This is a genomic window from Bradyrhizobium sp. CAR08 (assembly GCF_052871955.1).
Genome location: NZ_JBIXJX010000011.1, coordinates 266,364 through 292,556, shown reverse-complemented (window position 1 = coordinate 292,556; position 26,193 = coordinate 266,364). Strand labels below are relative to the sequence as shown.

Genomic DNA, 26,193 nt, shown 5'->3' with positions numbered 1-26,193 from the left:
CGGTAGAGATAGGAATTGCTGCCGCTGCCCATCAGCTGCGCCAGCACGTCGAGGGCCGCGCTTTCGCCGGCCGCAGCCGTGGTCGCCGAGGGCACTAGGTAATAGCGTCGCAAGCCGGGTTGCTCGACGCGCGGATCGGCCAGGGTCACGGTGCGCGGCGCCGCGGGCTCCGGCTCTTGCGGGCGGACGCGGCGCGCCGGGATCGCGGGCTGGGCCGGGATGGACCCGAAATTGCGCTCGACCAGCGGGCGGATGTCGGCGGGCTCGACGTCGCCGGCGATCACCAGGATCGCGTTGCTGGGCGCATAGAAGCGACGGTAGAAGGCGAGCGCATCCTCGCGATCGAGCTTCTCGATCTCCTGGTGCCAGCCGATCACCGGCCGGCCGTAGGGATGGTTGAGATAGAGCGCGGCCATGATCTGCTCGTTCAGCCGCGCGTCCGGATTGTTGGCGACGCGCATGTTGAATTCTTCCAGCACGACCTCGCGCTCGGGCCGCACGTTCTCATCCTTCAGGATCAGGCCGGTCATGCGGTCGGCTTCGAAGTCCATCATCCGCGCGAGCTGCTCGCGCGGCACGCGCTGGAAATAGGCGGTGTAATCGAGGGAGGTGAAGGCGTTCTCGTTGCCGCCGATCCGCCCCACGGTCTGCGAGAATTCGCCGGCCGGATGGTTGGCCGTTCCCTTGAACATCAGGTGCTCGAGGAAGTGCGCGAGCCCGGACTTGCCCGACTTCTCGTCGGCGGAGCCAACCTTGTACCAGATCATCTCCGTCACCACCGGTGTGCGGTGATCGACGATCACCACGACTTGCAGGCCATTCTGAAGCGTGAAGCTCGCTGGTCGTTCCCAGCTGTGTGTGATCTGGGCAAGAACGCTCCTGTTCGCAGGAACGCCGCCGGAACTAGGATCCTGACTATTTTCCGCTCTATATTCGACCGCCGGCGCGGTAGGGGTCATCGAGGCCAGGGCAAAAGTGGCCGCGCCAATCAATGTCAGGGACCTGGAATTTTTCATGTGATGGCCTTTGGTCAGTGGAGATCCACGTTCTGCAGCGGACATCGCGACAAAGCAGGTGAGCCGCACGCCGTGGTAAGCAGCGGAGCAAATGTCGGGCCAATCTCGTGACTCTTCTGCGCACCGGCCGGCGCAGTCAGCTGGGCGCAAGCGCGGCGCAAAGCGTGTCTTCTCTTCGAAAGCCAACCCGCACTCTGTTTGGTATCCGCGAAACATGTTGCGAACACGACGTTGCACACACGACAACTCGCTGCCTCGCCGTTGCCCCACTTTTCTGAGCACCCCTGCACGACTTCGTTTCGAAGGGCCTCGAACGGCTGGTCGCAGTGTGCCGACCCAAGGCTATTAGGAAACGATTTCCATGCCTCTTTACCCACACGGCTCTTTCGCGCGTCAGGACACGAGCCCGAACATGTCGAGCAACTGACGATCTAGCTGAGAGGGATCGTCGAGCAGCTCAGCGGCTACACCACAAGAGAATTGGAGCGTGCGCACCAGCTCAGGAATCAGAGTTTCGGGTTTAAGCCGCGTCAGCCGCGCGTGCTTTAGACGGGGTGCGACCCTGTCCACAGTCGATCCGCATCATAGACGATATGGACGCAGTGCCCGCGACCCAGCGGCGGCATAGTCTGCGGTGGGCAACGGCGTCTTCGAAACGTAGATTGATGGCCATCAAGCGAGTAAGCACGGCCCAGTCGCCGTCTTCAAGATAGCTGATCACATGGCCGTAGCCCCGGATGGGTCCGCTTCACTACCAGAGGTCCTGATCTATTAGAAAACGTGCATTTTTTAAGGGTTTGTGAATGGCGAACGAGTGCCTCGCCGGGAAGGCGATTGAGAGGTCCTCCGCAAGAACGGTCTCGTTTGGATGCTTCAGAAGGGAGCGATAGTCCCCGGGAAGAAGGGGCGTTTCAACGACGCTCTCGAAAGCGACGCGCTATGGACTTGCTGCGACAGTGGACTCCCGAGTGTAATGGACTCACAGCGCCGAAACCTTCTTAGGTGCGTATAGTTTGCCCGCGCGAATATGGCGAGTTGTCGCCTGAACACTTCATCGCTAAAGAGCACTGTCTTCGATTACGCTGAGGGGTGGCGGGCCCGTAAGGTCCGGCTGACTGCGTCGATCGGCAGGCTGAGGAGCGATGGCAGACTGAAGCTTGACCTCGAGGGATTTCCGTACCAGTCGACGGACGAAATGCCGCAACCGAAGCTGCCCCAGCTCATCAACTGCATTCGCCGGCCGGCAACTGCAGCCCGCGTGAGCGCGTCGAGCGCGCTCGTATTGCGATATATCCCCATACCCATGGAACGGACGAACGGTCAGCTGGCCCATGCGAGGTCGCGCCCGAGTTGGCAACTGCCGGCTTCACGCAAGTAGGACAGGTTGGATGTTGGCGTTCCCTACCAGCTTGTATCTGACCACTGACTCGTCGACATCGCGGAAGAAAGCTAATTCAAGCAGGTAGTGTGTGGGTCTGACAGTTTGTTGGACACACCCGGGCGCAGGCGCTGCAGCCGATGCAAGCGCCTTCGTCCTTCAACACCATGACTTTTTTTTCGAGCTCATCGTCCTCCTCATCGAGATCGATGATTTCGCCATCCTCGCATAGCCCCTTCAGCGTCATAACCTCGCGGCCGCAAACCTTGTAGCAGCGGCCGCAGCCGATGCACTTCTTGGGATCGATAGAAACCAGGTAGTCCGGCCTCCAATTGCGACCGTCGCGGGTCCTGAATGACATTGGCTTCGGGTCCGTTATGCTTTTTCAAGCGCTTGGAGATGTTGACGCTTGCTTTCGAGCTCGCTGAAGGCAGCGTGGGCGTTGTGGGCCACGCTCAGGATCGAGGACCAGTTGACCGGCAGCTCCTCGGAGAGGTCGTGGAGGTCCATCTTGGCTTGGGTCGCTTTGGCCGACAGTTTCTTTATTTCCGCTTTCAGGCTTTCAACATCGCTCATGCTTGCCTCAATAATTTGCCACTTCCGGAAACTTACGGATTATCTCAACGCCACTGTTGACGAATTTGTCGCCTTGATCAGCGAGATCAGAGAGATGGCCGAAACCAAAGCGATGTACGTCGCGCAGCTGCTTGCTCACGACAACGAGCCGGCCGCCGATCAAGACGATCCGACCGAACCCTTCGTTGTGCATCTTCAGCATTGGGGAGATCATCACTCCGGTCGCCTTCTCGATCGAGAGCGCAACCGCGTGAAAGAACAGCTCCAGCCGCCATGTCGTCTCGGGGGCGGGATTGCCGACGATCGGCAGCGCACGGCGCTTGCGCTTATCGAGAACGTAGGGTTCGAGCAAATCGAGATCCTCCTTGCCCTCCCAGGCACCGTGGGAGTCCTGGGCGCGCCAGATCTTGACGAGCTCTTTCAGAAATGGCCGCTCCGCCGCCGCGGGGGCTGGAGTGACTTCGGACGTATCTCCCATCCTCGTTCCTTCAGGTTTCGAAATCCACTGTACGTTCCGGGTCTTTGGCGAGCAGCTTCCGCAGCCAGGGCGGCGGCGAGCCCTTCAGCACGGTTTCGAGTTTGACGCAAAGTTCGTCGATGGGCTCTGGTTGCAGCACCTTCATCGGATGGATCTTGCTCGCGACCACTCGTGCAGCACCCGAGCCGCCGATCGCCGCAACATAGAGGATTGCGCAGTCCCTGATCGCCTCGATCTTGGGCGCTAGCTTATCCTCATTGCCGTCTTCCGTGAGGTCACCACCGAACTGGATCGCCTCAATAAACCGATGCCCCTCCGGGCTGACCTCGTAGATCGCGATGTTCTTGGCCCAGCCGAAGTGCGCATCGACATGCTTCAAGTCCTGAGTGGCAAATGCAACTTTCATCCGTGTTGTTTTCTCTCCCTGCTCAATGCAACCGAGGCGAAACGACCTGCAGGCCAGAGTTGGTGAATCGCCAGCTGTCAGGCGTCGGCCGATGGTTGATCTCTCGGTCGGTGATAATGAGATTGGCGATGTCAAAGATCAGGTCGCGCGTGCCGCGATAACCAACCATTGTGAGGTGCGCAGCGCCAAGGCGATCGAACATGGGAAAGCCCACCCGGAAGAATGGAACATTGAGTCGCGAAGCCGCCTGGCGACCATGTGAATGGGAAATCAAAAGGTCGCAGTCACGCGTCCTGGCAAGCTCTTCAAGATCCTCCAGATCGCCGATCAGGACGTCCTCGGTCCTGACTCGCTGCAGCACCGGTGAGTTCGTCGTCGTCACCGCAGCAGTGACCTGCGCCCCCATCTCATGGAGCGAGCTGGAGAGATCAAATAGCAAGTCCGGCTCGGCGCCGATCGCGAGCTTGCGGCCGCCGATATGGAAATGAGCATCCAGCATGGCGTCTGCCAGCTGTCCACGCTGCCGGCGATACTTCGAGGGTACTGACCGGCCAGTGATCTGGCTCAAGAACGCCATAAATTCGTCGTTTGGGATAAGGCCACAGAGCCGCTCGAATAGACGGAACGGCGCGCCTGTCCGCACCTGCATGGTCTCGGCCGCACGGCGCATTTGCGCGCCGATCGCGATCGTCCAGGCCACCTGCCCCATGGTCGCAATTTCGTCCACTCCAATCCCCCCGATCGTAGTCGGCGTGAATTCGTCGGGGATGTGGCCGTCCAGCGAACCTGCAAGGTCCGGCAGGAAGGAGGGCTTGAGACCGAAATCCTCAAAGATCGTGCGAAGCTCGTCGAGGTCGCCGGGCGTGAGGTGGCACCCAGGTAGCACGTTAACGCGGGACGCATCGCGCGGTCTCGCTGGGTCGAACGGAGTCACAAGCACCTCGATCATCCGCGCCACCGTCTTGCCCCAGCCATCCTGCAAGGCATCCTTGAAATCCGGAGTCGAGACGTAGACAAGGGGGAGCTTTTCGAGCTGCCGGTGCTTCTGTCGGATCAACCGGATGAAGGCTTCGACGTCATCGCCGTTGGTTTCGGTGACCCCAGTTGAATTGATGCCAATGATCTCGGGCTCGATGCGATTGTAGATGTTGAGGATTGCCTGTTCGAGATTCTCGTGGCCGCCGAGCACGGTCGCAACCTCGCTCATAGCAGTTGTCTGCATCGGCACGGCTTCATTGAAATGGCGCACGAACAGCGTCAGCCCAAAGGAGGCGCAACCTTGCGGGCCGTGCAAAAGCGGCATCGCGCCGCGCAACCCCATGAAGGCAAACGAGCCGCCGATCGGCTGACTCATCTTGAGCGGATTGACCGAACAGGCTTTCTTCGAGGTAGTGACGATCGCCATGTCCCCTACTCCGCCGCCTGCAATGCCAGCGGCTGGAGATCGGACGGAATGTCCTTACAAACAATGCACCGCCCGCTGGAACTGGTGCACGGCTTGTTGGGCTCGGCGAGCTTCGGGCCATGCGCCGCAATCGCGCTCTCACCCTCGCTGACCTCAGCTTGATTGGAAAAACTTATCGCCCTGACGCCGTTCCTGCTCGGATCCCGAACTGGATCCGCGGCTTGCGCATGCATCTGGGCAGCCGTCCTTGCTTGAAGATTCCGGTCGAACTCATCCCATGGCGCGGCTTGGCGGAGCTGATCCCATATCGGATTGTAGAGCGCCTTCTCGATCTCCTCCATGAGCTTGAGAATCCCGACATAGCCCATATAGGCGTGGCAGCGCTCCTGGTTGATATCGAGCCACGGCATCGCCGCCTTTAGTGCGACGAATTGCGACTTGCCGCCCGAGAGCATGATATCGGCTTTTGCGTCCTTGAGCATCTTGTAGATCTCGCGAGGCGACATGTCCTCGATCATATGGGCGTCCTGGCCCATTAATTCCTTGATACGTTCCTTGTCCTTCTTGGTCGATTTCTTCACGGACGTGCCGACGATCTCGAGCCCGGCCTCCTGCAAGGCGGCCACCATCGACCAGGATTTCACACCGCCGGTGATGAGAACAACCCTCTTGCCGGCAAAGTGCGGCTTGAAACGTTCAATCGCAGCCCAGGCCTTGGTCTCTTCGCGTGCGATCAGGGCTTGCGTGCGTTCCATCAGCTCAGCCGGCGCGCCACTTTCGATCAGCATGCGCGCGATCTGGCGGAGTGAATCGCTGGTATCCTCAATACCGTAGAAGGAGCCTTCAAAAAACGGGATGCCGTAGCGCTGCCTCATCTTGCGTGCGACGTTGATCATTGCCCTTGAGCAAACCATCATCGCGGCTTTGGCCCGGTGCGAATAAGCGACCTCGCGATACTTGCCGTCCCCCGAGATGCAGGACAGGATCCGGATTCCGAGCTCATCGAGCAGGGGCTTGATCTGCCAAAGCTCGCCGGACAGATTGTATTCACCGATGATGTTGATATCATACGATGTCGTGTAATCCGGCTCTCCGGTACCGATGACGTGCTCCAGCAGTGCTTCGCCAGCAAGCTTGTTACCAAGGTTCTTCGACCCGACAAATCCCGGTGAATTGATGGGAATGACCGGCTTGCCGAATTTGGCGGAGGCCGCCTTGCAGACCATATCGATGTCGTCACCGATCATTGCGGGCACGCATGTCTGGTAGACGAAGATGGCCTGCGGGTTGTATTTCTCTGTGATCTCCTTCACTGCCCTGTACAGCCGCTTCTCGCCGCCGAAGACGATATCGGTCTCGCTCATATCTGTGGTGAAGCTTCTGCGCCACAGATCGGAGCCGGACGAGACCGAACCACGATTGTCCCAGGAATTGCCCTCACAGGCGATTGGACCATGCACAAGATGGGCGACATCGGTGAAGGGCTGCAGCGCGACTTTGGCGCCATCGAAGGCACATCCGCCGGCGGCGCCGCCCGGCTTGAGCTGCTTGGTGCAACCATTCTTACGCTCGACCTTCGACTTGCTCGCGTTCCTGGCGCAGCCCGGTTCGTTAAAGACGTCCTGTATGGTCGTGGGAAGCGAAGTCATGGTGTCTCTCTCGGGGATGTTAACACACCGCAGACCACAAGGATGACCGGCGGAGAACCTGTGATCCCCGCCGCAGCGCCGCTGTTTCTGCGGACGATGAGGCGGGGAGATCGCCTTAGCGTATGATGTCGAAGCTGTAGTCTGTCTTGCCAACCGAGCTGGTCTTTCGATCGATCTCATCAAAGATCTTGTCGAGAATCTTGACCAGCACATTCATGCTCCCCTGATAGCCCCACACTGGATAACGATGGTGATGATGGCGATCGAAGATGGGAAAGCCGATGCGGATTAGCGGCGTTCCGGTGTCACGCTCGAGATACTTGCCGTAGGTGTTACCGATCAGGAAATCAACCGGCTCCGTGAACAGGAGCGAGCGCATGTGCCAGAGATCCTTGCCCGGGAAGGCGCGGCAGTTTTTACCGAAGGGCGAGCTCGCGAACAGCGCCTGCATCTTCAGCTCCCACGCCTTACTCGCGTTCGTCGACAGCACGTGGGTCGGCTCAGCGCCGAGCTCCAGCAGGAATGCGGCCAAACCATAGCAGAGGTCTGGATCGCCGTAGATCGCGAACTTCTTGCCGTGAACATGCGCGCTGGAATCAGCCATTGCGTCTACCAGACGCCCGCGCTCCTGCTCCAGCGCATTTGGAATTGCCTTGTTGGTGATACGCGACAGTGTCATCAGGAAATCGTCAGTGGCGCTGATGCCCAGCGGGTGATTGAAAGCGACGACCTCCTGATCGTGCCCTTTGATGAAGGACAACGTCTTCTCCGTGCAATATTGCTGCATGGAAATGGTTGCCTTGGCGTGGACGGCGTTCGCGGCATCCTTTAATGTAGTGCCCCCATCATACATGCGGAACTCGCCGTCCGTGGGGGTATCGAACACGTCACTGTTATCCGCGAGGATGGTGTAGCCGATGCCCATCAGCTCGAAGATACGCTTTATCTCACGGACATTCCCGACAGTGTAGCCGTCGAAGCCACCGATGAAGTTGATCGTGTTGTTCGCTTTGCGCTCGAGTTTTGGGGCCGTGCCGGCTTTGCCATCCCAGAAATGCTCGAGGATGCCCTTGAGCGTGTTGTCGTAGCCAGTAACGTGGCTGCCGACGAACGCAGGAGTGTGAGCGAATGGTACGTCGTAGTCCGCTGGGACTGAACCTTTTTCCTTTGATGTTTTGATGAAGGCATTGAGATCGTCGCCGATGACTTCCGCCATGCAGGTCGTGGCGACCGCGATCATCTTCGGCTTGTACATGTTATAGCTGTTGGCAAGCCCATCGGTAAGATTGTTAAGCCCGCCGAACACGGCCGCGTCTTCCGTCATGGACGAGGAGACGCACGAGGTCGGCTCCTTGAAGTGCCGTGACAGATGGCTGCGATAATACGCGACGCAGCCCTGTGAGCCGTGGACGAACGGCAGTGTGCGCTCGAACCCGAGGGCGGCGAACACCGCACCCAGCGGCTGGCAAGCCTTCGCCGGATTAACGGTTAGCGCCTCGCGGGCGAAGTTCTTCTCGCGGTACTCGGATGTCTTGGACCATTCTTTGATGCGATCGACGTCGGCGGGATCATGCGGATTCTCAAATAGCGCCTTCTTCTTGGCCAGCATCTGCTGGTATTCGTCTCCCCGGAAAAGCTCAGAGTGGTCGAGTATGTGTTCGGCGTTCTGTGTCATCATGGCACTCTTTGGGTTCTTGCGTTCGTTCTCCTGCCCTTCCCCTCCTCTGCGGAAAGAAACGGCCCGGGGTCGGCCTTCCTATTCCGCTGCCATGAGGCTCGGCTGCGGAGCGTCCTTCCAAGGCGCGGTGGTCTTCCCCCAGATCGGGGAGTTAATCGCCATGTCCATGTCGCGGGCGAAGATCGCGAAGCCGTCATAGCCGTGGTAAGGACCCGAGTAGTCCCAGGAATGCATCTGGCGGAACGGCACGCCCATTTTTTGGAAGACGTATTTTTCCTTGATACCGGAGCCGACCAGGTCTGGCCGGATCTTTTCGACGAAGCGCTCGAATTCGTAGCCGGTGACATCGTCGTAGATCAGCGTGCCATCTTTGACGTAGTGCTGGGCGGTGCGTTGGTAGTCATCGTTATGCCCGAACTCATAGCCCGTGCCGACAACATCCATGCCGAGGTCCTCATAGGCGCCGATGACGTGGCGAGGACGTAAGCCGCCGACGAACAGCATTACCGTCTTTCCTTCAAGCCGCGGCCGGTATTTCGCGGTCACAGCATCGACAAGCGGTTGATATTTCGCGATGACGCGTTCGGCGCCTTGCTTGATCTTGTCATCGAAGAAGCTTGCAATTTTTCGCAGCGACTCCGCGATTTTGGAAGGACCGAAGAAGTTGTACTCGCACCAGGGAATCCCGAATTTTTCCTCCATGTGCCGTGAGATGTAGTTCATCGAGCGATAGCAATGCAGTATGTTGAGCTTTGCCTTCGGCGTCGCCTCCAATTCAGCGAGAGATCCATCCCCGGACCATTGGGCGATTACGCGTAGGCCCATTTCTTCCAGCAGGATTCGTGACGACCATGCGTCGCCGCCGATGTTGTAGTCGCCGATGATCGCAACATCATATGGCGTCGGTTCAAATTTAGGGCTGGTCTCTGGGGCGCTCTTGTCAAAGATCCAATCCCGAACGGCGTCGTTCGCGATGTGATGGCCGAGCGATTGCGACACGCCACGGAAGCCCTCGCACCGCACAGGCACAATGGTTTTGCCGCCATATTCCTTCGACTTTTCTCGGGAGACCGCCTCGATATCGTCACCGATCAAGCCAATCGGACATTCGGACTGAATGGTGATGCCCCTGTTGAGAGGAAATAGCTCCTGGAGCTCATCGATGAGTTTCGTGACCTTTTTATCGCCGCCGAACACGATGTCCTTCTCCTGAAAATCGGAGGTGAACTGCAGTGTCACGAACGTGTCGATGCCGGTCGTCCCGACGTAGTAGTTGCGCCGCGAGCCCCACGAGTACTGACCGCAGCCGACCGGACCGTGGCTGATGTGGATCATGTCCTTGATGGGTCCCCAGACCACGCCCTTGGAGCCCGCATAGGCGCAGCCGCGGATGGTCATCACGCCGGGAATGGACTTGATATTCGACTTGACGCCACAATCCGACTTCCCCGCCTCGTGAACACTGAGATGCTTGGCGCGCCTTTTGGCGGTCTTCTCGGGGTAGACCGTCAACACCTCATCGATTAGCTGCTTGTTGCGCGCCTTGATCTCTGCAACGCTTTGGGTAGGTGCTCGGCTCATACAGGTTTCCTTTTCGATTGTGGTCTCAACAAGAAGCGACGCTTTTGCGGTCGACCGACGGATTTCCGATCCGGCGTTCAGGTAAGCGTGCAATCTGCGTGGGCGGTCCTACCGATCGCAACTTCGCGACGTTCATGCCGCAGCGGTCGTTCACGATCATGTAGCTCATCTCGGCTGAGCGGTTAGGAGCGTCATGTGTGACGCTGTCTATCGATGACCAAGACGCTTCTCGGTGAAGTCATGCCTGCTCTCCAGCGGTTGGTCATATCGGCTTCTTTATTCACTCGCGTGCGATCACGGGGCATGTCCCTGTGCATGGGATGCAAAGGACTAACAGCCGCCTCCTGCGCAGGGGTCTGCAACGAGTGTGCCAGCGCCGGTTGAATAAAAAAAGCAACGTTTATAGAGCTAGATAGCTGCCGGATGCGGATTGTTATAAACCTGACCCTGTCTGCCACCAACAAGCGTAGCCGCAACGCCCTGTCTGAAACAAAACAATCGGATACGCTCTGCACCAGCGGCGTGGCTGGAGTCTGGCCGCGCCGACGTCACTCCAATGCGCAGCCTTGCTTCGTACGCGCCGATCCAACGATCGCAAACACCATCCGTTCGAAGCGGATTTCAGCGCGGTTAGATGTGCCCATCGTGCTCGCGATCCCACCCCCAGCAAGAATCGCATCGAGCGCTCCACCACCTGCTGCAGATGTCTCCACAAGAACTCAGTTGCCCAGCAGCAGTCCTCTCCCATTTCCGCATGGTCTCTCGCTCCGACGTTCTTTTATTTGATACTGCGGAGAGGCGCGCTCGGAGGGGCGAACAGCTGACGCCGTGGAGAGCACGTAAGCTGATCAATTCCCAAGCAGCGCGGTAGGTTAAACTCCGCAAACGGTCACCCTGGGCTTGCCCGGATTTGAACTTGCCGGCTACGACACAGGGCGCTTCCGCATCAAACAATCTGCAGCTTTTGCGTTCGGCGTAGTTCGACAAAGGGGAACATCGGATTCTGACGCGTCAGACAGTTTGAGCGAATTCACGGAAAGGCCGGCAGCTTCGCAAGTGTCGGCAGTCGAGATAAGGCAGGTCGAATGCGGACCACTGGTCGATTTATCCTTTCTCGTTCCAGGACAGGATCGAAATTCCTTACGCTTACCTCCGTTGCGTGGTGTATCAATCGCCATTGAAACCAGTTTTGCTAACGCGCTCCGCCAGCCTTTTTGCAGAACAGCGCGCCGATGGTCCCCTTGAACGGTATTTTTTTTGCCCAGGTAATTTATGGTAAAAAGGGCCAAGACCTCGGACCGAAGTGCTCAGGTGCGGATTTCACGCACGCAACGTTCGTAAATTGGTGCATCACCACTGTTCCGGCGGTAATAGTGCTTGGGTTCATGGGACTTGCGCTCAAGGACATACCCATCACGGCGCTGTCGAATGCAAATCCTGAGATTATCCAGGTTGCCATTCTGAGCGTTTATATTTCGTGCTGGGCTTACGGGACCAGCATCGACACGAAAATCCAGGGTGGAATCTATGCGGACGACCCACAGGGAGGACGTGTCCGGACCGGATCAATTGCTGCTGTCGCCTTTCTCGCGGTTGTTTCAGTCATTTTGCGTCCTGAATGAGATGGAGGAGAAGTTCACGTTAGAACCGGCCATCGGGCGTGAGGGATCCCGAAAGCCCAGGGGTCGGCGCCGGCGTTCTTCAAGATGATCAGCTTCGGCTTCCGTGACGGACCCTGTTCGTCGATGCCGCGCTTCGCGAGGAATATGAACGGCTCCACTTCGAAAATCGACGCCGCCACAGATCGGTTACTTGCCGCATTGAAGCTCGAGGGAGGGACGAAGAAAGTATCGCCCAATCGCTCATCTTGAACATCACCGAGCACCGGCAGTTCGGGATCGGACTCATCGCTGCCATCGTCGCGCTTTCCGCTTTGATCCGCATGTCCGTTGGACTGGTTGGAATGATTCCACTTGGTACCTTCTGCCAACCATCATCGCCTTCTAGGTTCGGCATCACTACGCCTGGGGCCATCCTGAACCTCGTCTTTGGCTTGACCGCGCTCAGCTAAATTGATTCTCCGTGTCAGTGCCGATTGTCCTCGAAATCCGCATTGGACGCCATGTCACGGCATTCGGTACTTGGGCTGGCGAAGACTCCAGCCGGGATCCCGCTCTAACGATGTCTGCCCTCTGGATGGAAGATGCCCGTCATGCAAGCGGAGATCATCTCCTCCGAATCGATCGCTCTGCCTCGCGCGCCTTTCGCTTCTGTAGGGACGAGTTGGCTGCTGCACTAAGCCGCCGCGTCGGTTCACGACCTAGCGTCAGACCCGTTAATCTTCCCTTTGAGCTTCTCGCGCTCCTGCTGAAGCGCTTCGGTCTCTCGGGCGACCTCGCGTCCTTCGCCCAGTTGTTCCTGGAAACGCTGGCGGGCCTCGGCGAGAACAGCGGGGGCGAAGGATTCAGTAAACCGAATCTCGATTGCAGATTGGGCACTGCAGGGTGAGTTCATGGGCCCTTTTGCCGCCGTCGGGTTAGGTGTCATGAACCCTCCATTTCGGCAGCTCTTAGGCCCGAATAAACGTGATCCGGCCCCCTTCGCCACGCTTCCGATGTGGCTTTATCTTTATTTCGACGTCCTGATCGAACGCCGCCAGCATGCGCAGCAGCTTCTCCACGGAAACCAACTTGAACTGCCCTTGAAGCAGCTTGGAGATGTTGGGCTGCTTCACGCCGACGAGCTTCGCGGCTTCGGTCTGAGTGATCTCCCGCTCCGCCATCAACCGCTTCAGTGTACAATGAGGGCTGCCTTGAGTTGGTACTCGTCCGCGTTCGGGAGGCGGTTGGCGGGCAACTTCTTCCTCGTGCTCATGATCGGGCTGCGTTTGTTCCGTGTTGATAGCTTCCGCGTCGCGCAGGCGCTGCCATGCGAGGCCAGATCGTCCCATATGCGGATCGGCGGCCAAAAGAGCTGCTGATCGGACCGCGTGAAGGTCAATTTGAACGCTCTACCGCGCTCGAGTGCCTTCGGAGTTTTGGCTTAACCTGTTGCGGGTGTGCTCGTCTTGGGGGACGGCATATATCGGCCGGGGACCACATATGTGTGTGCTTAAGAGTATGGACAGTATTCGTGTGCACGCGCCTGCGGAATTCAGCGTAAGACACGCGTCACTTCCATAGAAGAGATTCTGGCCAGTCTGTGAACTCCAACTCGAAGCTACGTAGGCCGGTGGGTTTTGTCGTGAATTTAAGAGTCTTCCCTGAAAGGTCGGCCAATGAACCAGATGCGAATGTGAAAACTGTCGTGCCGGAAGTTGCGACCCCAATGCCTTGCTCGCCTTCCATGCTAGAGAAGTCGGTCGCCTCGGAGAGTTGCCCAAGTGCAACTCCCTCCAGCGCGTGGTGAAATTCCGTGGAGGCCAAGTATGTCCCTTTGTCAGCAGCCCACTCGCTGACCGACACTGCTGTGATCCCCGCGTCGGTCAAGAGACCACCTTCGATCCGGCAGCCATATTGAACGGTGAGAATAATCCGCTCATTCCGAACTCCGGCCGGCTCTCGATCGGCGGCAGTGATCGTGCACGCGTACCGCCTTGTTTCCGCAACCGCCCCCATGCCTAGCCCGATCCACTCGAGAGCGGAACATAGTACAAAAGCGAGAGCGGGTCTTATCATTCGACTGCACCTGATCTGAAAAATCGTTCCCTGCTCTGTACAATCTGACGCTACGGGCGATTCAAGCTCCTTCGATCGCTCTGCCGGATCAACGTTACTCAGGTGACTGCGGTGTCGCAGAAGCGAGGCGAGCGGTATCCCCCGGTAGTGCCCTTGGATGGGGCCGGAACGATTTCAATGTCGGTGCGCAGCGGGCAGCACGTCGGTGAACCAAGGCTATGGGCCGAGCTTTTCAGGTCGGCGGCGGCCATGAGAGGCGCGACGGCCCGCGGCGCCGGGGCGCTACATTCCTGACCCAGGCGCAGGCGCTCTGTGAGCGGACGCTATTTAACGCGGAATGCTCCCGCGGCACAGGTCCCAAAATTTTGCTTCACAATCTCAATGTAAAAGGAAACGTGGCCGAGACGAGCCGTTCAAAGGCAGACTGCCGCTCAAGCAGACGCTCTTCGAGCATCTTACGCTGGAGATCATCTAGCTCGCTTTGAAGCCTTCTGCGACAACGCCAAATGTCATTCCGTACGGATCTGATCTCATTCAAGCGATCGTCAATCGAAGCCATCACGGATACCGTATCCAACTTGAACCAGCCATGGACAAGTGCTCAATCACGTCCTTCCTCGCTAAGCCGCCGATAGATCTCAGGACTTGGGCCATCTGCGGACATGATGTCACGATCTCCTCCCAGCGTGTCCTCTTGTATCGGCGTCTTTCAACGCAAGAGCACGAAGTAGCGGTTGCTCCTGCAGAAGTTCAGCTTATTCTGCCCTCACCGCGCAGGATTTTAAAAGCTAGCAGCAGCCCGTGAGTGGGCCGACTAGGTAATCCAACCAACACCCGCCGGATCACGGGGTCACACTCTGGGCAGCCGCGCCTTTCAGACTTGAGCACGGCAATTGCCATGCCAGCGAACCTCAGGTGGAATTGAAACAAGCCATGTTCGGTTCGGAGGCTCGTCCTTTACGAACGAGCCGGGCTTCGCGGCGGCGGCGCGCCAGAGCGGCCCGGATATGAGTCGGAGAGGCTTCAGTCGGCAGGGCTCGGCGAAATCGTGAACGGTGCGCACCGCCGGGCGCCTCGGCTCAGTGTCTCGGCCAGCTGCGTAGGTCTTGTTACCGCCGTTCCCGCGTGCGGCCGGCAAGCTGGCAAGCGAACTTCACCACAAGCATCTGCGATCACCTCTAGCCGGGCCTGGCGCCTTGTAGCATCTGTGACACTGAATGTAGTGATCAAACCAAGACATCCGCCTTTGTTTGTTCCTCCGGACCCGTTCTACAACTAAATCAGCAACTTGCATCTCGGACGCAACTGGCATCGCAGTTGCTAATTGTCCAACCACACCGTGAGCGCTGAGCGCGGCCAGCGGTGCAAGACGGATACATCAACTTTGCGGGAGCGTATTGGCCACCCAATCGCTCGATGGAGCACCGATGCGGCCACCGGACAGCTTACTGCTTGCGGCACACTTGTTGTTGTCAGATCGACCTTCACGCCGAACGTTGAGGCGCTAGTCTGATCGACCAACAGAAAGGCCGCGATCTAAGCTCAAAGCGAACTCGCGAATCACATAAGCCCCTCAAGCCCGTGCGTGAACGCCGGCGGCGAGCTCCTCAGAGTCGTACATTTTTGATGCAGCCTCGCTTCAGAGGATCCGCTGCATGCTGCGCCGGACCCTCGAGGAGCGCGTGGCATCGCTTTCGACTGTTTCCTTTTCTAACAATCAGAACTAATGAGGCGGTGTATGAACATGTCGATCCCGGAGCTTCGGGTTGTCGCTGAAGCATCTATTTTAGCTATTGGGCTGCTGATGTCGTCAGGAGCTAATGCCGACGATGATCTGATGAGAAACGCCAAGCAGATCTTCCATCCAATCCCCTTGGTCATTCCTGCGGTAAAAAACAATCCGGTGACGCATGGAAAGGTGGAGCTTGGCAAGATGCTGTTCTTCGATCCGCGGCTATCGGCGAGCGGGGTCATTAGCTGCAATACGTGCCACAATCTCGGCACCGGCGGAGTCGATGCCGGTCCGACCTCCGTTGGTCACGGCTGGAAGGTCGGCCTGCGCCGGGCCCCAACTGTCTACAACGCAGTGTTCAATGCGGCGCAATTTTGGGACGGACGCGCCGCGGACCTCAAGGCGCAGGCCACCGGCCCGGTGCAGGCGAGTGCCGAAATGAATGCGACTCCAGATCATGTGCTCGGTATCTTGAACTCAATGCCCGGCTATGTCGTCTTGTTCAAGAACGCTTTTCCGAACGAAGCGAGGCCGGTCACCTTTGAAAATTTTGCGAAGGCGATCGAGGCTTTTGAAGCGACTCTCATTACACCTGCGGCTCCATTCGATCAGTATCTGGAGGGCAATACACATGCCCTCGATGATCAGCAGAAGTCAGGGTTGGCACTGTTTATGGCGAAGGGATGTTCCTCTTGCCACAATGGTATCAATCTCGGTGGACAGGCCTACTTCCCGTTCGGCGTGATGAAAAAGCCGGACGCAAGCGTGCTTCCGGACGCCGATAAGGGCCGGTTTGCGGTCACCAGGGCGGTCGGCGACGAATATGTCTTCCGCGCGGCGCCATTGCGAAACGTCGCGTTGCGAGCCCCTTACTTTCATTCGGGACAGGTTTGGAGCCTGAAGCAAGCTGTTGCCCTGATGAGTGAAATCCAGCTCGGCACCAAGCTTAGCGATAGAGAGGAAAACGACATTATCTCATTTCTGAATTCGCTGACCGGTCGGCTGCCTAAGATCGAATATCCGATACTGCCGACGCGCACCAACACGACACCAAAGCCTTCGATAGATAGATAGCCTTAGCAGCACCGGCCTCATTCCCTGCCGAACAGCAACAGATGCGCTCCAAGAACCCGGGGTCCCGCAATGACGCCAAAATGAATGATCCCCTGCTGTCACTGATAAGCAGGCACATAAAAAGCCGCCCGGCCTCAATGCGAGGCCGGGCGAAAGTCACGCGGGAGCGACGCTGCTTTCCGCATCGTTCCAGCTTTCGTCGGTAGGGAGGACTACCGGCGATCGACTTACGACGAGGGCACTCGCCGTCAAACAACAAGAAGCGGATATCGCTCTGCACAACTTAGCGAGCCGCTTGCCTTCCGCTCCTGTCGTAAACTTCAGGACTTGCTCACCACTTGCCAGCTGTCCGGTTGGCACGGGCAGCGCCTTGATGGAGCTGGGATCCATCGCGCAGGCGGTTTGACTGCCGAGCCCTGAAACTCAACCGTCAGTTTGCCGTCACGCGCCAGTATTTTGGCACCGCCGAATACCCTTCCCGAAGACCGCGAAGGCGCAAATTAGGTATGAAATTCCGCAAGGGCGGTAAAATAGATTGTTGTGATGGGACGCATCCATGGGATGGATAAATGAAGCGATAGGATCGTGGTTCGCGTCGAGCGTAAGTGACTTGGAATATGTCACCTAATCGGTATGGCCGGCATGCGGTCGTCCGCCGGATTCGAGCTTGTCGCCGCTGTATGCGATCGCCTCCGCCGGGGCAAACCGGCATTCGTAGGCGCTGGAAACTTTGGAAGCTCGCAAGGTTATCGCGAGCTCCCAAAGCGCGTTCATCTTATTCACAGATAGGTTGGCGACACGCTCCGTACGATCATGCCTCGGCCCGCAACTCGCGTGCGGCGGCCACCATATTGACGAGCGCGGGACGCACCTCCTCCCATCTTCGAGTTTTCAGTCCGCAGTCGGGATTGATCCAGAGCTGCCGATCGGAAACCCGCTGCCGCGCCAACACAATCAGCTGCTTGATCTCGGCTGCTGCGGGAATGCGCGGTGAATGAATGTCATAGACGCCCGGCCCGATTTCATTAGGATATTTGTAGCTCTTGAAAGCGTCGAGCAATTCCATTTTGGAGCGCGACGCCTCGATTGAAATGACGTCGGCATCCATTGCTGCGATCGCATCGATGATTTCGTTGAACTCGGAATAGCACATGTGCGTATGGATCTGAGTTCCGTCAGCGACAGCGGAGGAGCAAACACGGAAACTGTCCACTGCCCAATCTAGATAGTCCTTCCACTGCGATTTGCGCAGTGGCAATCCCTCCCGCAACGCAGCCTCGTCGATCTGGATCATGGTCGCTCCAGCCGCCTCAAGGTCGATGACCTCGTCTCGGATCGCGAGAGCGATCTGTCGGCATGTCTCGCTCCGCGGGATGTCGTCACGGACAAACGACCAGTTCAGGATCGTCACCGGTCCGGTCAGCATAGCCTTGACGGGTTTTTTGGTCAGAGACTGCGCATGTCGCCACCATTTAACGGTCATGGGCTTCGGGCGGGAGACATCTCCAAACAGGATAGGAGGACGAACGCACCGCGAGCCATAAGACTGAACCCAGCCGTGCTTGGTGAATGCGAAACCCAACAGCTGCTCGCCAAAGTATTGAACCATGTCATTGCGCTCGAACTCACCGTGTACGAGCACGTCCAGGCCGATATCTTCCTGCCAATGCACGGTATGGGCTGTCTCCGCTTTCAGAAGCTGCTCGTACTGCGTGTCATTCAGCGCTCCCCGCGCATGAGCTGCACGCGCATTGCGGACGTCCGCCGTTTGCGGAAAGGATCCGATGGTTGTGGTTGGAAACATCGGCAATGCGAAGGCGACGCGCTGGACGTCGGCGCGCTGGGTGAACGCACTGCGACGGCGACGCATGCTATCGTCGATCGCGGCCATTCGTCCGGCGACGTTCGCACTGTGGATCTTCGGCGATGTTTCGCGGGTGACGGATGCATCCTCTGAGAGCGTGAGTTCATCGGCCACGTCGGCAGCATGGCCAGCCAGCGCTTTGCCCAATATCGAAAGTTCCTTGATCTTCTGCACTGAGAACGCCAACCACGTCTTCAGATTGGGATCGAGATCGATCTCTAGTTCAATGTCGGTCGGAACATGAAGCAGCGAGCAGGAGGGGGCAATCTGAACACGGTCCCTGCCCAGTTTTTTGACCATGGGAGCAAGTTGGTCGAGTAGCGCCGGCAGATTAGAGCGCCACACGTTGCGACCATCAACGACACCGAGCGAGACCACGAGATCTCTACCTGCTCTGGCGACAATCGCGTCCAACTGGTCAGGTGCACGAACCAGGTCGACATGAACCCCGGCAACGGGCAAGGCCAAGACTGTTTCAAGATTGTCGCCGACACCCCCGAAGTATGTGGCCAGCATGATTTTAAGGGCCGGCACGGCCTTAGCGAAATGAGCATAGGCCCGGCGGACAGCGGCCCGAGATGCTTCGTCGACGTCCATCACTAGGCATGGCTCGTCGAGCTGAACCCATTCAGCGCCGCGCGAGGCTAGTTCGCGGAGAACATCGACATAGACGGGGAGGAGTCGATCAAGCAGCGACAGCGGATTGAATGCGGGATTTACGCTTTTGCCGAGCTTCAGGAAAGTGACTGGGCCCACTAGGACGGGCCGCGTCTGATAACCGAGGCTTCTTGCCTCCTCATATTCCTCGATCGGCTTCCGAGAGGCATACTTAAAGATCTGATCCTGGTGAAATTCCGGCACCATGTAGTGGTAGTTCGTATCGAACCACTTCGTCATCTCCTGTGCGGCTACGCCGGGCCCATGCTGAGCGTGACCACCGTCTTGAGCGCCACGCGCCATGGTGAAGTAGGTTTTAAGCGACACAGGACCTTCGTTCCAGCCGTAAACGTCGGGAATGGCGCCGACCATTAGGCTGGTATCGAGCACATGGTCGTAGAGCGAGAAGTCATTCGAAGGAATGACGGTCGCACCGCGGGATTTCTGCCGTGCCCAATTAGCGGCACGAAGTCCACTCCCCGCCTCGAGGAGCTCGGCTTCGCTGGATTTTCCCGCCCAGTAGCTCTCGAGTGCGAATTTGAGTTCGCGTCGTGGGCCGATGCGTGACGTCCCCAGTGTGGCAACGGGAAGCGAAAGGATTGACATAGCTTAGACCCCATGTTGGGGCAAAGGCCATGGCGGACGCAGACAGCGAACATCGCGTGAGCGACAACTGCTTGGCGCACACCGGGACGCCCCGCCCGTGGACGATATCTTGTCGAGGCAGGTCTCCTGGCTCACGGGTCGTCGCTGCTGTCCGGCCTTCCCGAAGCCGCATGGCTTCAGTGACTTCGTTGGACAGCGGCTCGCCGCTTACAGTTGCGGGGGCAGCGCCGGCATTGCACCGGCTTCCCTCTTAGCTCCGGATCAAACGAAATCCGGAGACCGCGACGGCTTGAAATTATGCGCACGAGGATCGATGCGTCAACCTACCGATTCTCGCTGCGACATTGCCCAAGCGATTACGAGCGCACTAGGCGGGTACGACGGTCTTGCTCGCGGCCTGGTGAACACGCCCTGATCCGTGGAGGCTCCGCTTGTGAAATGCATTCGCTCCCTGCTCGCGTAACGGTTGAGCTCCACCACCGGAACGAACCCGGGCCGCTTTCGGTATCTGTGTGATCGCGAGGAGGCGACCTTTTCCGTCAGCAGCTTTTCGAACCTGCGCGTCAGGAAGGTGCGATCATCCTCGGCCGGCATCCGTTTGGTCACAGCCCACGAGGCTCCCTAGAAATTTCGAAAGCCGGATTGCTCCAGGACCGAACGGATGATCAGGTCGGCTCCTTGGTGTTCGGCGGGCCCGCGACCAGGCACGAGGTCGTCCGCCTCCGTGAGGTTGGCCAAGATGATCTTCTCGGTGCACTAGGTGTTCACGTGCTCAGCGACTTTTGCGCCGGCTTCGATGCGTCCGTGGCCGCTCGACGCCGGGTCTGCCTCGCCTCGACTCGCCGCCAGCGACGATAGGCCGTAACGCGGCCGCTGAGCATCGAGGGCCTTGTCCTTGTTCGTGACAAATTCGACGGTGTCCTCCGACAGAGCCCTTTGAGGGGTTCCTCGGCGTCGCTCAGCGTCTTAAGCTGATAACGATGTTAATCGACCTCGATGCGCCCCATGCGGTCGTGGTCTCCTCAAGGTCCCACATCTACAACTTCGTTCGCGAAATCGAGCGATGAGGCCTTTTGGTCGCGGGCTGCCTATCCTGTCTTGGACGGGACACAGGTGTCAGGGACCGGACAGACCACCGCGCATTGCGGCGTGTCGCAATGGCCCTCGCACTCCGTACATTTTTTGGCATCGATAACGTAAATGTCACGCTTCAGACTGATCGCCGCGTTGGGACACTCGAACTCACATGCGCCACAAACGGTGCATTGCGAAGCGACGATCTTGTAAGCCATGCCTTCCGACTCCTTAGGCGAGCGATGCCATGGGCGATCCCTTTCAAATGCCGTGCCAAACGCAGACGCGCTCAATGTTGGGCAATTTGCCCAATTCGGCTGTCCCGGGTCTGAGACCATGTTGCGTCTGCGACAGCAACAGGTCGCTTCAATTTCAGGCTACGAGCCATCGGGCCCTCTTGCGAGAGTCAGTCGCGACTTGACGCTGGAAGCGTCCGTCGGTTTGTTTGGCACGTCAGCGCGGGGGCAAGCGAGGCTGACGCTTCCTCCACCGGCGGCGACAAAAACCCGCGAACGGACGCAGGTCTACGTCGGATCTCGGCAAACCTCCGGTCACACACCCCGACTGGAGGTTTGTGCAAGCCTCGCTCATGGCTGCAACGCTAGCTGCGCGGAGGACTCGCTGGAGGCTTGCCAAAACGGGCTTGTGGTATAACAAGCTTCGGAGGGAAATGAAGTGCTGCGGGACGAGCGACACTGGCCTTGCAGACCGACTGAATTGCGCTCAGCCTCATGCCTGGTGCCGAGTAGGCATGGCGGTGCTCGCGAGCGTCGCTTGGCCGCACTCAGCCACTCGCAACTATTTTGGACGAGCTGGAGCAGGGTTGAAAGATGACTGTGCAAATTGCTTCAGTGGCATGGCTTTTCCGAACAGATGGCCCTGCGCAAGGTCGAAGCCGAGTTCGGCCACAGCGATTAGGTCAGCCTGGCTCTCCACACCTTCGGCGACGGTGCGCACATTGTACTCTTTGGCTAGATCGACGATATGGCGGCACACCGTTCGCTTGAGGGGCCCATTCGCGCAGCCGCCGACGAACTGACGATCTACTTTCAATTTCATGAACGGGAATTTTGTCATCCCCATCAGCTGCGGCCAATTGGCACCGACATTGTCGATTGCAAGGCCAATGTTGTGAAAGCGAACCTCACGCGCAACCTCGACCAGGAGATCTAGGTTCTGGATCGCTTCCACGCTCTCGATTTCAATCGTCAAACCGCCGAAAGCGGCGTGCGACGGCATGCGCCGACAGAGATCGCGTACCGCCTGCGGGTCAATCAGGAATGCTGCCGGGAGATTGATGGAGAGATCGATCGAAGTTTGCTGCTCCAGAAGATACTGCCAATCCTTGATCGCGCGGTCGATCACGAACTGCGACAAGTTCCTAAAATGCGGATCGTGAGATTCCGGGATAAAATAGGCCGGTGGAACAACGCCCCAGGTCGGGTGCCGCATTCGCACATGAGCCTCGGCGCCGCGGCGGCTAAGGGTACACGCGTCAAACTTCGGCTCATACCAGAGCTCAAGCCAGCCAGCGTGTAAGGCTTCTCCGACATGGACCGCGGGACGGGGCGCCGGCTCTCTTGGCAAGAGCATGCCGATCCGATCGCGCAACGTCTCGGCTGCAAACGGCGCCCTGAGCGGCGGCAGCATAGCAAGTCCATATTCACTACCGACCTGCTGCACTGCCGCCATGATGATCGACTCGCGCGCTCCGAACGCCAGCACTCGGCCTGCAAATTCTTCGCGTACCAGTATCTCGAGCAATCGTCCAGGCTCGATGCGGTCCGAGCCAATGCCGAGCAGGATCAGATCAGGGAACTCCGTGCGGAGTACGTGCGGCAACTCGTCAGCAGTCCTGCATTCGCTGATAACAAACCCCATATCCTCCAGCACATCCCGTAGAAAGGCGCGCAGATGCCGCTTGCCGACGGCCAGGCACGCCCGCGGTCGCACCTTACGTTGCCCGAAGATTACAGGTTTCCCTCCGACCAGTTCGGCCTGCCCATGTTCCATCGCAACCACTCCTGTTCCGTGACGGTGCCTTAAACGAGGAGCGAAGGTCCAAACAAGCTGTGCTTCCCGATATCTTTCGATTGTTCGAGATAAGCTTAAGATAGTGCATTGGTGTGCAAAATCTTTCGCGATCTTGCTCAGACGATTTTATCGGACGCACGCGTATGATACCTGTCGCGCTTCGCGCAAGTACGAGTGACGCACGCGAGGTGGGAATCTCTCCTTCGCACGCACCGAGCTGACGCTCTATGGCGCTGCGATCATCGTGGCGCACGATTTATTGAGCGAGTAGTTCGTGAGCGACGATCAGCAATCACTCTTACGAATGTTTGATCGGCATGACCGGCGTGTGCCGTGATATGTTTTCCAATCGAAGGCAGTCCATCATGAGTTCGCAGCTGCTCAAGCCACAGTCGATTCTGAGAACGGCAATGGCTTGCAATTACCTCAGCTCTGTTGCCTATAGCGAGTGTGGACGTGCTGCTTCCTACCGAGCCTGATAGTTGCTCTCAATTGCGTTTTCTGTATCCTCCTGAGCATGAATTTCCCCCAGAGGGCCAGGTCGGGTGTTCGTGTTGGTGCTGAAGGGCAAGGCACGTCCAGCGCGGGCACGGCTTTGCGCAAGAGCGTGCCAGGAGATGAGAACGCGGTCGCAAAAGCGGTCGAAGAGCTACTTTCCGAGTTAGGTGGCCCCGGACCGGAGTTCAGCCTTCAAGGCGCGAAGCAGGCGGCGTTGCGCCTGATTCAGGATCCCGAACAGGGCTTCATTTTTGTCGTTGAGGAACAAGGCACCGGGCAGATTGTAGGGGTAGCTAGCATCTCGGCCGTACAGGCCGTGAGAGCAGCCGGAGCGTACGGCGTGCTTCAGGAGCTATGGATTTCTCGTGACTTCCGGAGCTCTGACTGCGGTCGGCATCTGCTCGAGGCGGTAGATTCGGAGGCGAAGCGACGCGGCTGGCAGATGATTGAGGTTGCGTTGCCTCCGGATGGTTATCCGGCCCTAGAACGGGTACGCCACTTCTACGAGGAGAGGGGATATCGGGTTGGAGGATTGCGCGCGCGCAAGAGGCTCTGACAGTAGTACGACCTCTGCGCCACACACTTAAAGCGCTCTGGGCTAGCGTGCTATCGGTAAAGTCCTTCAAGCAGTAAATCCTGGGCTTGTTGCTTCTCAAAACGAACGCTTCACGCGTGCGTCGCGGCCAAGCATGATCGAGAACCTTGACGCTGATGCGGTGCTGACTCCCACCGCGAGCGGTTACCTCTTCGGCCTTCTTGGCGAGAACGTTCGAAAATATCGGCGATCAATCATTCTGCGTTGTGGGAAGCGATATCGCGACCCGCCCGACCAAAAGGCGACAGGTCGGCGGCGCCCGTTCCGGGCGGAGCCCGACCCAGCATTACGAATCCTTCTTTTGCGCTTCCCATGCAGTGCGATTACCGGCTCTGGTTTGAGATCACCGCACACAAACGCCATCCATTCGTCACCAATTACATTCTCTCGGCGACTGGCTAGCCAGTCGTCTACCACACTCATTCCTGCAGCTTGGTGCGGCGGACCGGCGCGTGAAAAGATTCCGCACCACCTTGCCACTCCTGCTGGCGAATTTCGAGGAAGGTGAGCGAGATCAGCCATCACACTGATCCGGTAGAAGATTCCGTAATGAGCAATGCGCCGAGTGCCGCGTCCAATACGACATTCGTGCAGCTTCCACCCTGCGCAGGACTGGATGCAAGCGGACCGCTTTCGCCGTTTGGCCCCACCGAAGACGTGGCCGAGGGAATCATGCGCGACAAAGAGCCTCCCTTTTTGATCGACCGTCAGTCCGTCAGGACCGCTCGTCGCGAAGACCAGCTGAATCGTCCGACTTTCCCCACGCCATCACGCATCAGCGGTACGCGCCAGATGCAATTGTCGCGCGTCATTGCAACGTACATTACGGTCTCGTCCGGACTGAGCACCAGGCCATTCGGGCCCGGGCCATTAGAAATCAAGCAGTCGATCCGGCCGTCAGGGCACAGTCGAAATGCCCGGCCGGTACGATCGTGCAATCCAGTCTGGCCCTGATCGGTGAAATAGATGTCGCGTTTGGTCGCGATATGCAGGTCGTTGCAGCCTCTGAAGGACTCGGAATTGCGGTGGCCCAGCAACGGCCGGATGGTCCCTCTCTGTCGATCGAGCTCCAGGAGACCGTTGATATAGTCGGACACGAGCACCCGGCCGTCCGGAGCAACCTTCAGACGTTCGGCCAGCCGTCGTATTCGATGATCAAAGACCAGACGCCCTCCGGTGAAATCCGGAAATGCGGCCGAAGGGGATCTCGACGACATAGAGATTCCCGGACTGGTCGAACGACGGTCCCTCGATGAAACAATCTACTGGATATGCCCCGCGGTTCGCGTCTGCCCATTCCGAAGAAACACCCGGGCGACGAAACTCCGCCGGCATCGACGAGAACACGCTGGTCTCCATCAGCTTGGGCGGGTTTTCGAGATGCTTATGATGCGCCTTCCAGCCTGCGACGCGGCTGGCCCTCGTATTTGTAGCCGAACTGCTTGGGCATTGGGCCCTTGTTGCGATCGTTGCGCCCAGTTTGCTCCCAGGCGTGAGCCAGGATTCCGACCGCGCGCGACAAGCAGAAGATCCCCCGCGCGAGCGGAGAGGCGAAGCCCAGTTCGCCGTAAATGACCGCCGTCGCGCCATCGATGTTCATCGGAATGAGCTTGCTCTTGCGCTGTTGCATCACCCGCTCGATCGCGCGAGCGGCCTTGGCATAATCGCCGCCGACACTGCCCTCGTCAGCTGCGGCATCCACCAGCGCCAATAGCGGGGCCGCGCGCGGGTCGACTGGATGAAACCGGTGGCCGAAGCCCGGCAGATATTTGCTGCGGGTTGCGGTGAAATGGTCGATTGCAGCGCCAGCGGCCTGCTCGATCTCTCGCCCTTGGCGCCGTCGCAGCACATCCTCGTAGAGTTCGATAGCCTGCTCCCCTGCTCCGCCATGCACGTCATCGAGCGTGTTGATTGCCGAGGCCATTGCGCCATTCAGGGGCAGGCCGCAGCTCACCGCCATTTGGGCAATTGCAATGGAGGGCGCGTGCGGACCGTGGTCAACGGATCCAACCAGCGCAGCTTGCAGCAGCTGCTCCTGTGCTGGCGTCGGCAGATTGCCACGCAACATCAGCCAGATCATGGCGGGAAAGGAAACGCGGCCTATCAAATCTTCAATTGGATAACCCCGATAGGCGATGCGACCTGGCGCGATATCGCAAATGGAGGTTCGCCACCAACTGGCCGCTTGCTGTCTCAGTTCTTCTTCGCTCATTTC

At 58.4% G+C, this 26,193-nt stretch carries 20 protein-coding genes and 1 riboswitch; of the genes, 3 read left to right on the top strand and 17 right to left on the bottom strand.

Annotation, left to right across the window (positions count from 1 at the left end; genetic code table 11):
• The 9 genes from ACIPUD_RS24115 to nifD all read right to left on the bottom strand — a co-directional run.
• The coding region (locus ACIPUD_RS24115) for a M16 family metallopeptidase (RefSeq protein ID WP_446481666.1) at window positions 1-1,016 on the bottom strand (1,016 nt) is incomplete at its 3' end.
• Between the two features lie 1,454 nt (window positions 1,017-2,470).
• On the bottom strand, window positions 2,471-2,755 hold the full coding sequence (gene fdxB / locus ACIPUD_RS24110; protein WP_204513337.1) for a ferredoxin III, nif-specific: 285 nt from the start codon (window positions 2,753-2,755) through the stop codon (window positions 2,471-2,473).
• A 14-nt stretch (window positions 2,756-2,769) separates the two neighbouring features.
• A complete protein-coding gene (locus tag ACIPUD_RS24105) occupies window positions 2,770-2,970 on the bottom strand; it encodes a CCE_0567 family metalloprotein (RefSeq protein WP_446481665.1) in 201 nt (66 codons plus the stop codon).
• 7 nt (window positions 2,971-2,977) lie between these two features.
• On the bottom strand, window positions 2,978-3,448 hold the full coding sequence (locus ACIPUD_RS24100) for a NifX-associated nitrogen fixation protein (protein WP_085383724.1): 471 nt from the start codon (window positions 3,446-3,448) through the stop codon (window positions 2,978-2,980).
• Between the two features lie 10 nt (window positions 3,449-3,458).
• Window positions 3,459-3,854, bottom strand: coding sequence for a nitrogen fixation protein NifX (gene nifX / locus ACIPUD_RS24095; RefSeq protein WP_231189477.1), 396 nt, complete (start codon window positions 3,852-3,854; stop codon window positions 3,459-3,461).
• Window positions 3,855-3,876: 22 nt separating this feature from the next.
• The gene (gene nifN / locus ACIPUD_RS24090) at window positions 3,877-5,259 is read right to left on the bottom strand and encodes a nitrogenase iron-molybdenum cofactor biosynthesis protein NifN (protein ID WP_368508758.1); all 1,383 of its coding nucleotides are present in this window, start codon (window positions 5,257-5,259) and stop codon (window positions 3,877-3,879) included.
• Between the two features lie 5 nt (window positions 5,260-5,264).
• Window positions 5,265-6,908 carry a nitrogenase iron-molybdenum cofactor biosynthesis protein NifE gene (nifE, locus tag ACIPUD_RS24085; protein WP_446481664.1) on the bottom strand — a complete coding sequence of 548 codons (1,644 nt, stop codon included), beginning with the start codon at window positions 6,906-6,908 and terminating at the stop codon, window positions 5,265-5,267.
• 115 nt (window positions 6,909-7,023) lie between these two features.
• Window positions 7,024-8,583, bottom strand: coding sequence for a nitrogenase molybdenum-iron protein subunit beta (gene nifK, locus ACIPUD_RS24080; protein ID WP_219682981.1), 1,560 nt, complete (start codon window positions 8,581-8,583; stop codon window positions 7,024-7,026).
• An 81-nt stretch (window positions 8,584-8,664) separates the two neighbouring features.
• Window positions 8,665-10,167 carry a nitrogenase molybdenum-iron protein alpha chain gene (gene nifD, locus ACIPUD_RS24075; protein ID WP_007600010.1) on the bottom strand — a complete coding sequence of 501 codons (1,503 nt, stop codon included), beginning with the start codon at window positions 10,165-10,167 and terminating at the stop codon, window positions 8,665-8,667.
• A 1,241-nt stretch (window positions 10,168-11,408) separates the two neighbouring features.
• Between nifD and ACIPUD_RS24070 the strand changes: the two genes are divergently transcribed.
• Window positions 11,409-11,789 (top strand): hypothetical protein, encoded by a 381-nt coding sequence (locus ACIPUD_RS24070; RefSeq protein WP_446481663.1) that lies wholly within the window; start codon window positions 11,409-11,411, stop codon window positions 11,787-11,789.
• Between the two features lie 14 nt (window positions 11,790-11,803).
• On the opposite strand, the gene ACIPUD_RS24065 is transcribed toward ACIPUD_RS24070, so the two are convergent.
• From ACIPUD_RS24065 to ACIPUD_RS24055, 3 genes are all read right to left on the bottom strand, one after another.
• Complete coding sequence (locus ACIPUD_RS24065; protein ID WP_219682846.1) at window positions 11,804-12,157, bottom strand: hypothetical protein; 354 nt, start codon at window positions 12,155-12,157, stop codon at window positions 11,804-11,806.
• A gap of 323 nt (window positions 12,158-12,480) precedes the next feature.
• Window positions 12,481-12,714 carry a hypothetical protein gene (locus tag ACIPUD_RS24060; protein ID WP_446481662.1) on the bottom strand — a complete coding sequence of 78 codons (234 nt, stop codon included), beginning with the start codon at window positions 12,712-12,714 and terminating at the stop codon, window positions 12,481-12,483.
• Between the two features lie 22 nt (window positions 12,715-12,736).
• On the bottom strand, window positions 12,737-13,135 hold the full coding sequence (locus tag ACIPUD_RS24055) for a helix-turn-helix domain-containing protein (protein ID WP_246648982.1): 399 nt from the start codon (window positions 13,133-13,135) through the stop codon (window positions 12,737-12,739).
• A gap of 2,447 nt (window positions 13,136-15,582) precedes the next feature.
• Between ACIPUD_RS24055 and ACIPUD_RS24050 the strand changes: the two genes are divergently transcribed.
• Complete coding sequence (locus ACIPUD_RS24050; protein ID WP_446481661.1) at window positions 15,583-16,650, top strand: cytochrome-c peroxidase; 1,068 nt, start codon at window positions 15,583-15,585, stop codon at window positions 16,648-16,650.
• A gap of 811 nt (window positions 16,651-17,461) precedes the next feature.
• Here the strand turns inward: ACIPUD_RS24050 and metE are convergent.
• The 3 genes from metE to ACIPUD_RS24035 form a co-directional block, all read right to left on the bottom strand.
• Window positions 17,462-19,777 carry a 5-methyltetrahydropteroyltriglutamate--homocysteine S-methyltransferase gene (metE, locus tag ACIPUD_RS24045; protein WP_446481660.1) on the bottom strand — a complete coding sequence of 772 codons (2,316 nt, stop codon included), beginning with the start codon at window positions 19,775-19,777 and terminating at the stop codon, window positions 17,462-17,464.
• A gap of 99 nt (window positions 19,778-19,876) precedes the next feature.
• Window positions 19,877-20,076, bottom strand: a riboswitch (cobalamin riboswitch).
• A 789-nt stretch (window positions 20,077-20,865) separates the two neighbouring features.
• Complete coding sequence (locus ACIPUD_RS24040; protein WP_007600001.1) at window positions 20,866-21,069, bottom strand: 4Fe-4S binding protein; 204 nt, start codon at window positions 21,067-21,069, stop codon at window positions 20,866-20,868.
• A 580-nt stretch (window positions 21,070-21,649) separates the two neighbouring features.
• A complete protein-coding gene (locus tag ACIPUD_RS24035; protein WP_007605590.1) occupies window positions 21,650-22,864 on the bottom strand; it encodes an EAL domain-containing response regulator in 1,215 nt (404 codons plus the stop codon).
• Between the two features lie 616 nt (window positions 22,865-23,480).
• Here ACIPUD_RS24035 and ACIPUD_RS24030 point away from each other — a divergent pair.
• A complete protein-coding gene (locus ACIPUD_RS24030; protein ID WP_231171040.1) occupies window positions 23,481-23,939 on the top strand; it encodes a GNAT family N-acetyltransferase in 459 nt (152 codons plus the stop codon).
• Window positions 23,940-24,685: 746 nt separating this feature from the next.
• Here the strand turns inward: ACIPUD_RS24030 and ACIPUD_RS24025 are convergent.
• Together ACIPUD_RS24025 and ACIPUD_RS24020 are read right to left on the bottom strand one after the other, a co-directional pair.
• Window positions 24,686-25,195, bottom strand: coding sequence for an SMP-30/gluconolactonase/LRE family protein (locus ACIPUD_RS24025; protein ID WP_446481659.1), 510 nt, complete (start codon window positions 25,193-25,195; stop codon window positions 24,686-24,688).
• Between the two features lie 167 nt (window positions 25,196-25,362).
• Window positions 25,363-26,190 carry a citryl-CoA lyase gene (locus ACIPUD_RS24020; protein ID WP_007599998.1) on the bottom strand — a complete coding sequence of 276 codons (828 nt, stop codon included), beginning with the start codon at window positions 26,188-26,190 and terminating at the stop codon, window positions 25,363-25,365.
• Between the last annotated feature and the right edge of the window lie 3 nt (window positions 26,191-26,193).

Excerpts from the sequence above, each read along its gene's own strand:
- ACIPUD_RS24100 (WP_085383724.1), bottom strand. The coding sequence starts at position 3,448 with ATGGGAGATACGTCCGAAGTCACTCCAGCCCCCGCGGCGGCGGAGCGG.
- nifK (WP_219682981.1), bottom strand. The coding sequence starts at position 8,583 with ATGACACAGAACGCCGAACACATACTCGACCACTCTGAGCTTTTCCGG.
- ACIPUD_RS24105 (WP_446481665.1), bottom strand. The coding sequence starts at position 2,970 with ATGAGCGATGTTGAAAGCCTGAAAGCGGAAATAAAGAAACTGTCGGCC.
- ACIPUD_RS24050 (WP_446481661.1), top strand. The coding sequence starts at position 15,583 with ATGAACATGTCGATCCCGGAGCTTCGGGTTGTCGCTGAAGCATCTATT.
- ACIPUD_RS24020 (WP_007599998.1), bottom strand. The coding sequence starts at position 26,190 with ATGAGCGAAGAAGAACTGAGACAGCAAGCGGCCAGTTGGTGGCGAACC.
- ACIPUD_RS24035 (WP_007605590.1), bottom strand. The coding sequence starts at position 22,864 with ATGGAACATGGGCAGGCCGAACTGGTCGGAGGGAAACCTGTAATCTTC.
- fdxB (WP_204513337.1), bottom strand. The coding sequence starts at position 2,755 with ATGTCATTCAGGACCCGCGACGGTCGCAATTGGAGGCCGGACTACCTG.
- nifX (WP_231189477.1), bottom strand. The coding sequence starts at position 3,854 with ATGAAAGTTGCATTTGCCACTCAGGACTTGAAGCATGTCGATGCGCAC.
- ACIPUD_RS24040 (WP_007600001.1), bottom strand. The coding sequence starts at position 21,069 with ATGGCTTACAAGATCGTCGCTTCGCAATGCACCGTTTGTGGCGCATGT.
- ACIPUD_RS24025 (WP_446481659.1), bottom strand. The coding sequence starts at position 25,195 with ATGTCGTCGAGATCCCCTTCGGCCGCATTTCCGGATTTCACCGGAGGG.
- nifN (WP_368508758.1), bottom strand. The coding sequence starts at position 5,259 with ATGGCGATCGTCACTACCTCGAAGAAAGCCTGTTCGGTCAATCCGCTC.
- metE (WP_446481660.1), bottom strand. The coding sequence starts at position 19,777 with ATGTCAATCCTTTCGCTTCCCGTTGCCACACTGGGGACGTCACGCATC.
- nifD (WP_007600010.1), bottom strand. The coding sequence starts at position 10,167 with ATGAGCCGAGCACCTACCCAAAGCGTTGCAGAGATCAAGGCGCGCAAC.
- nifE (WP_446481664.1), bottom strand. The coding sequence starts at position 6,908 with ATGACTTCGCTTCCCACGACCATACAGGACGTCTTTAACGAACCGGGC.
- ACIPUD_RS24060 (WP_446481662.1), bottom strand. The coding sequence starts at position 12,714 with ATGACACCTAACCCGACGGCGGCAAAAGGGCCCATGAACTCACCCTGC.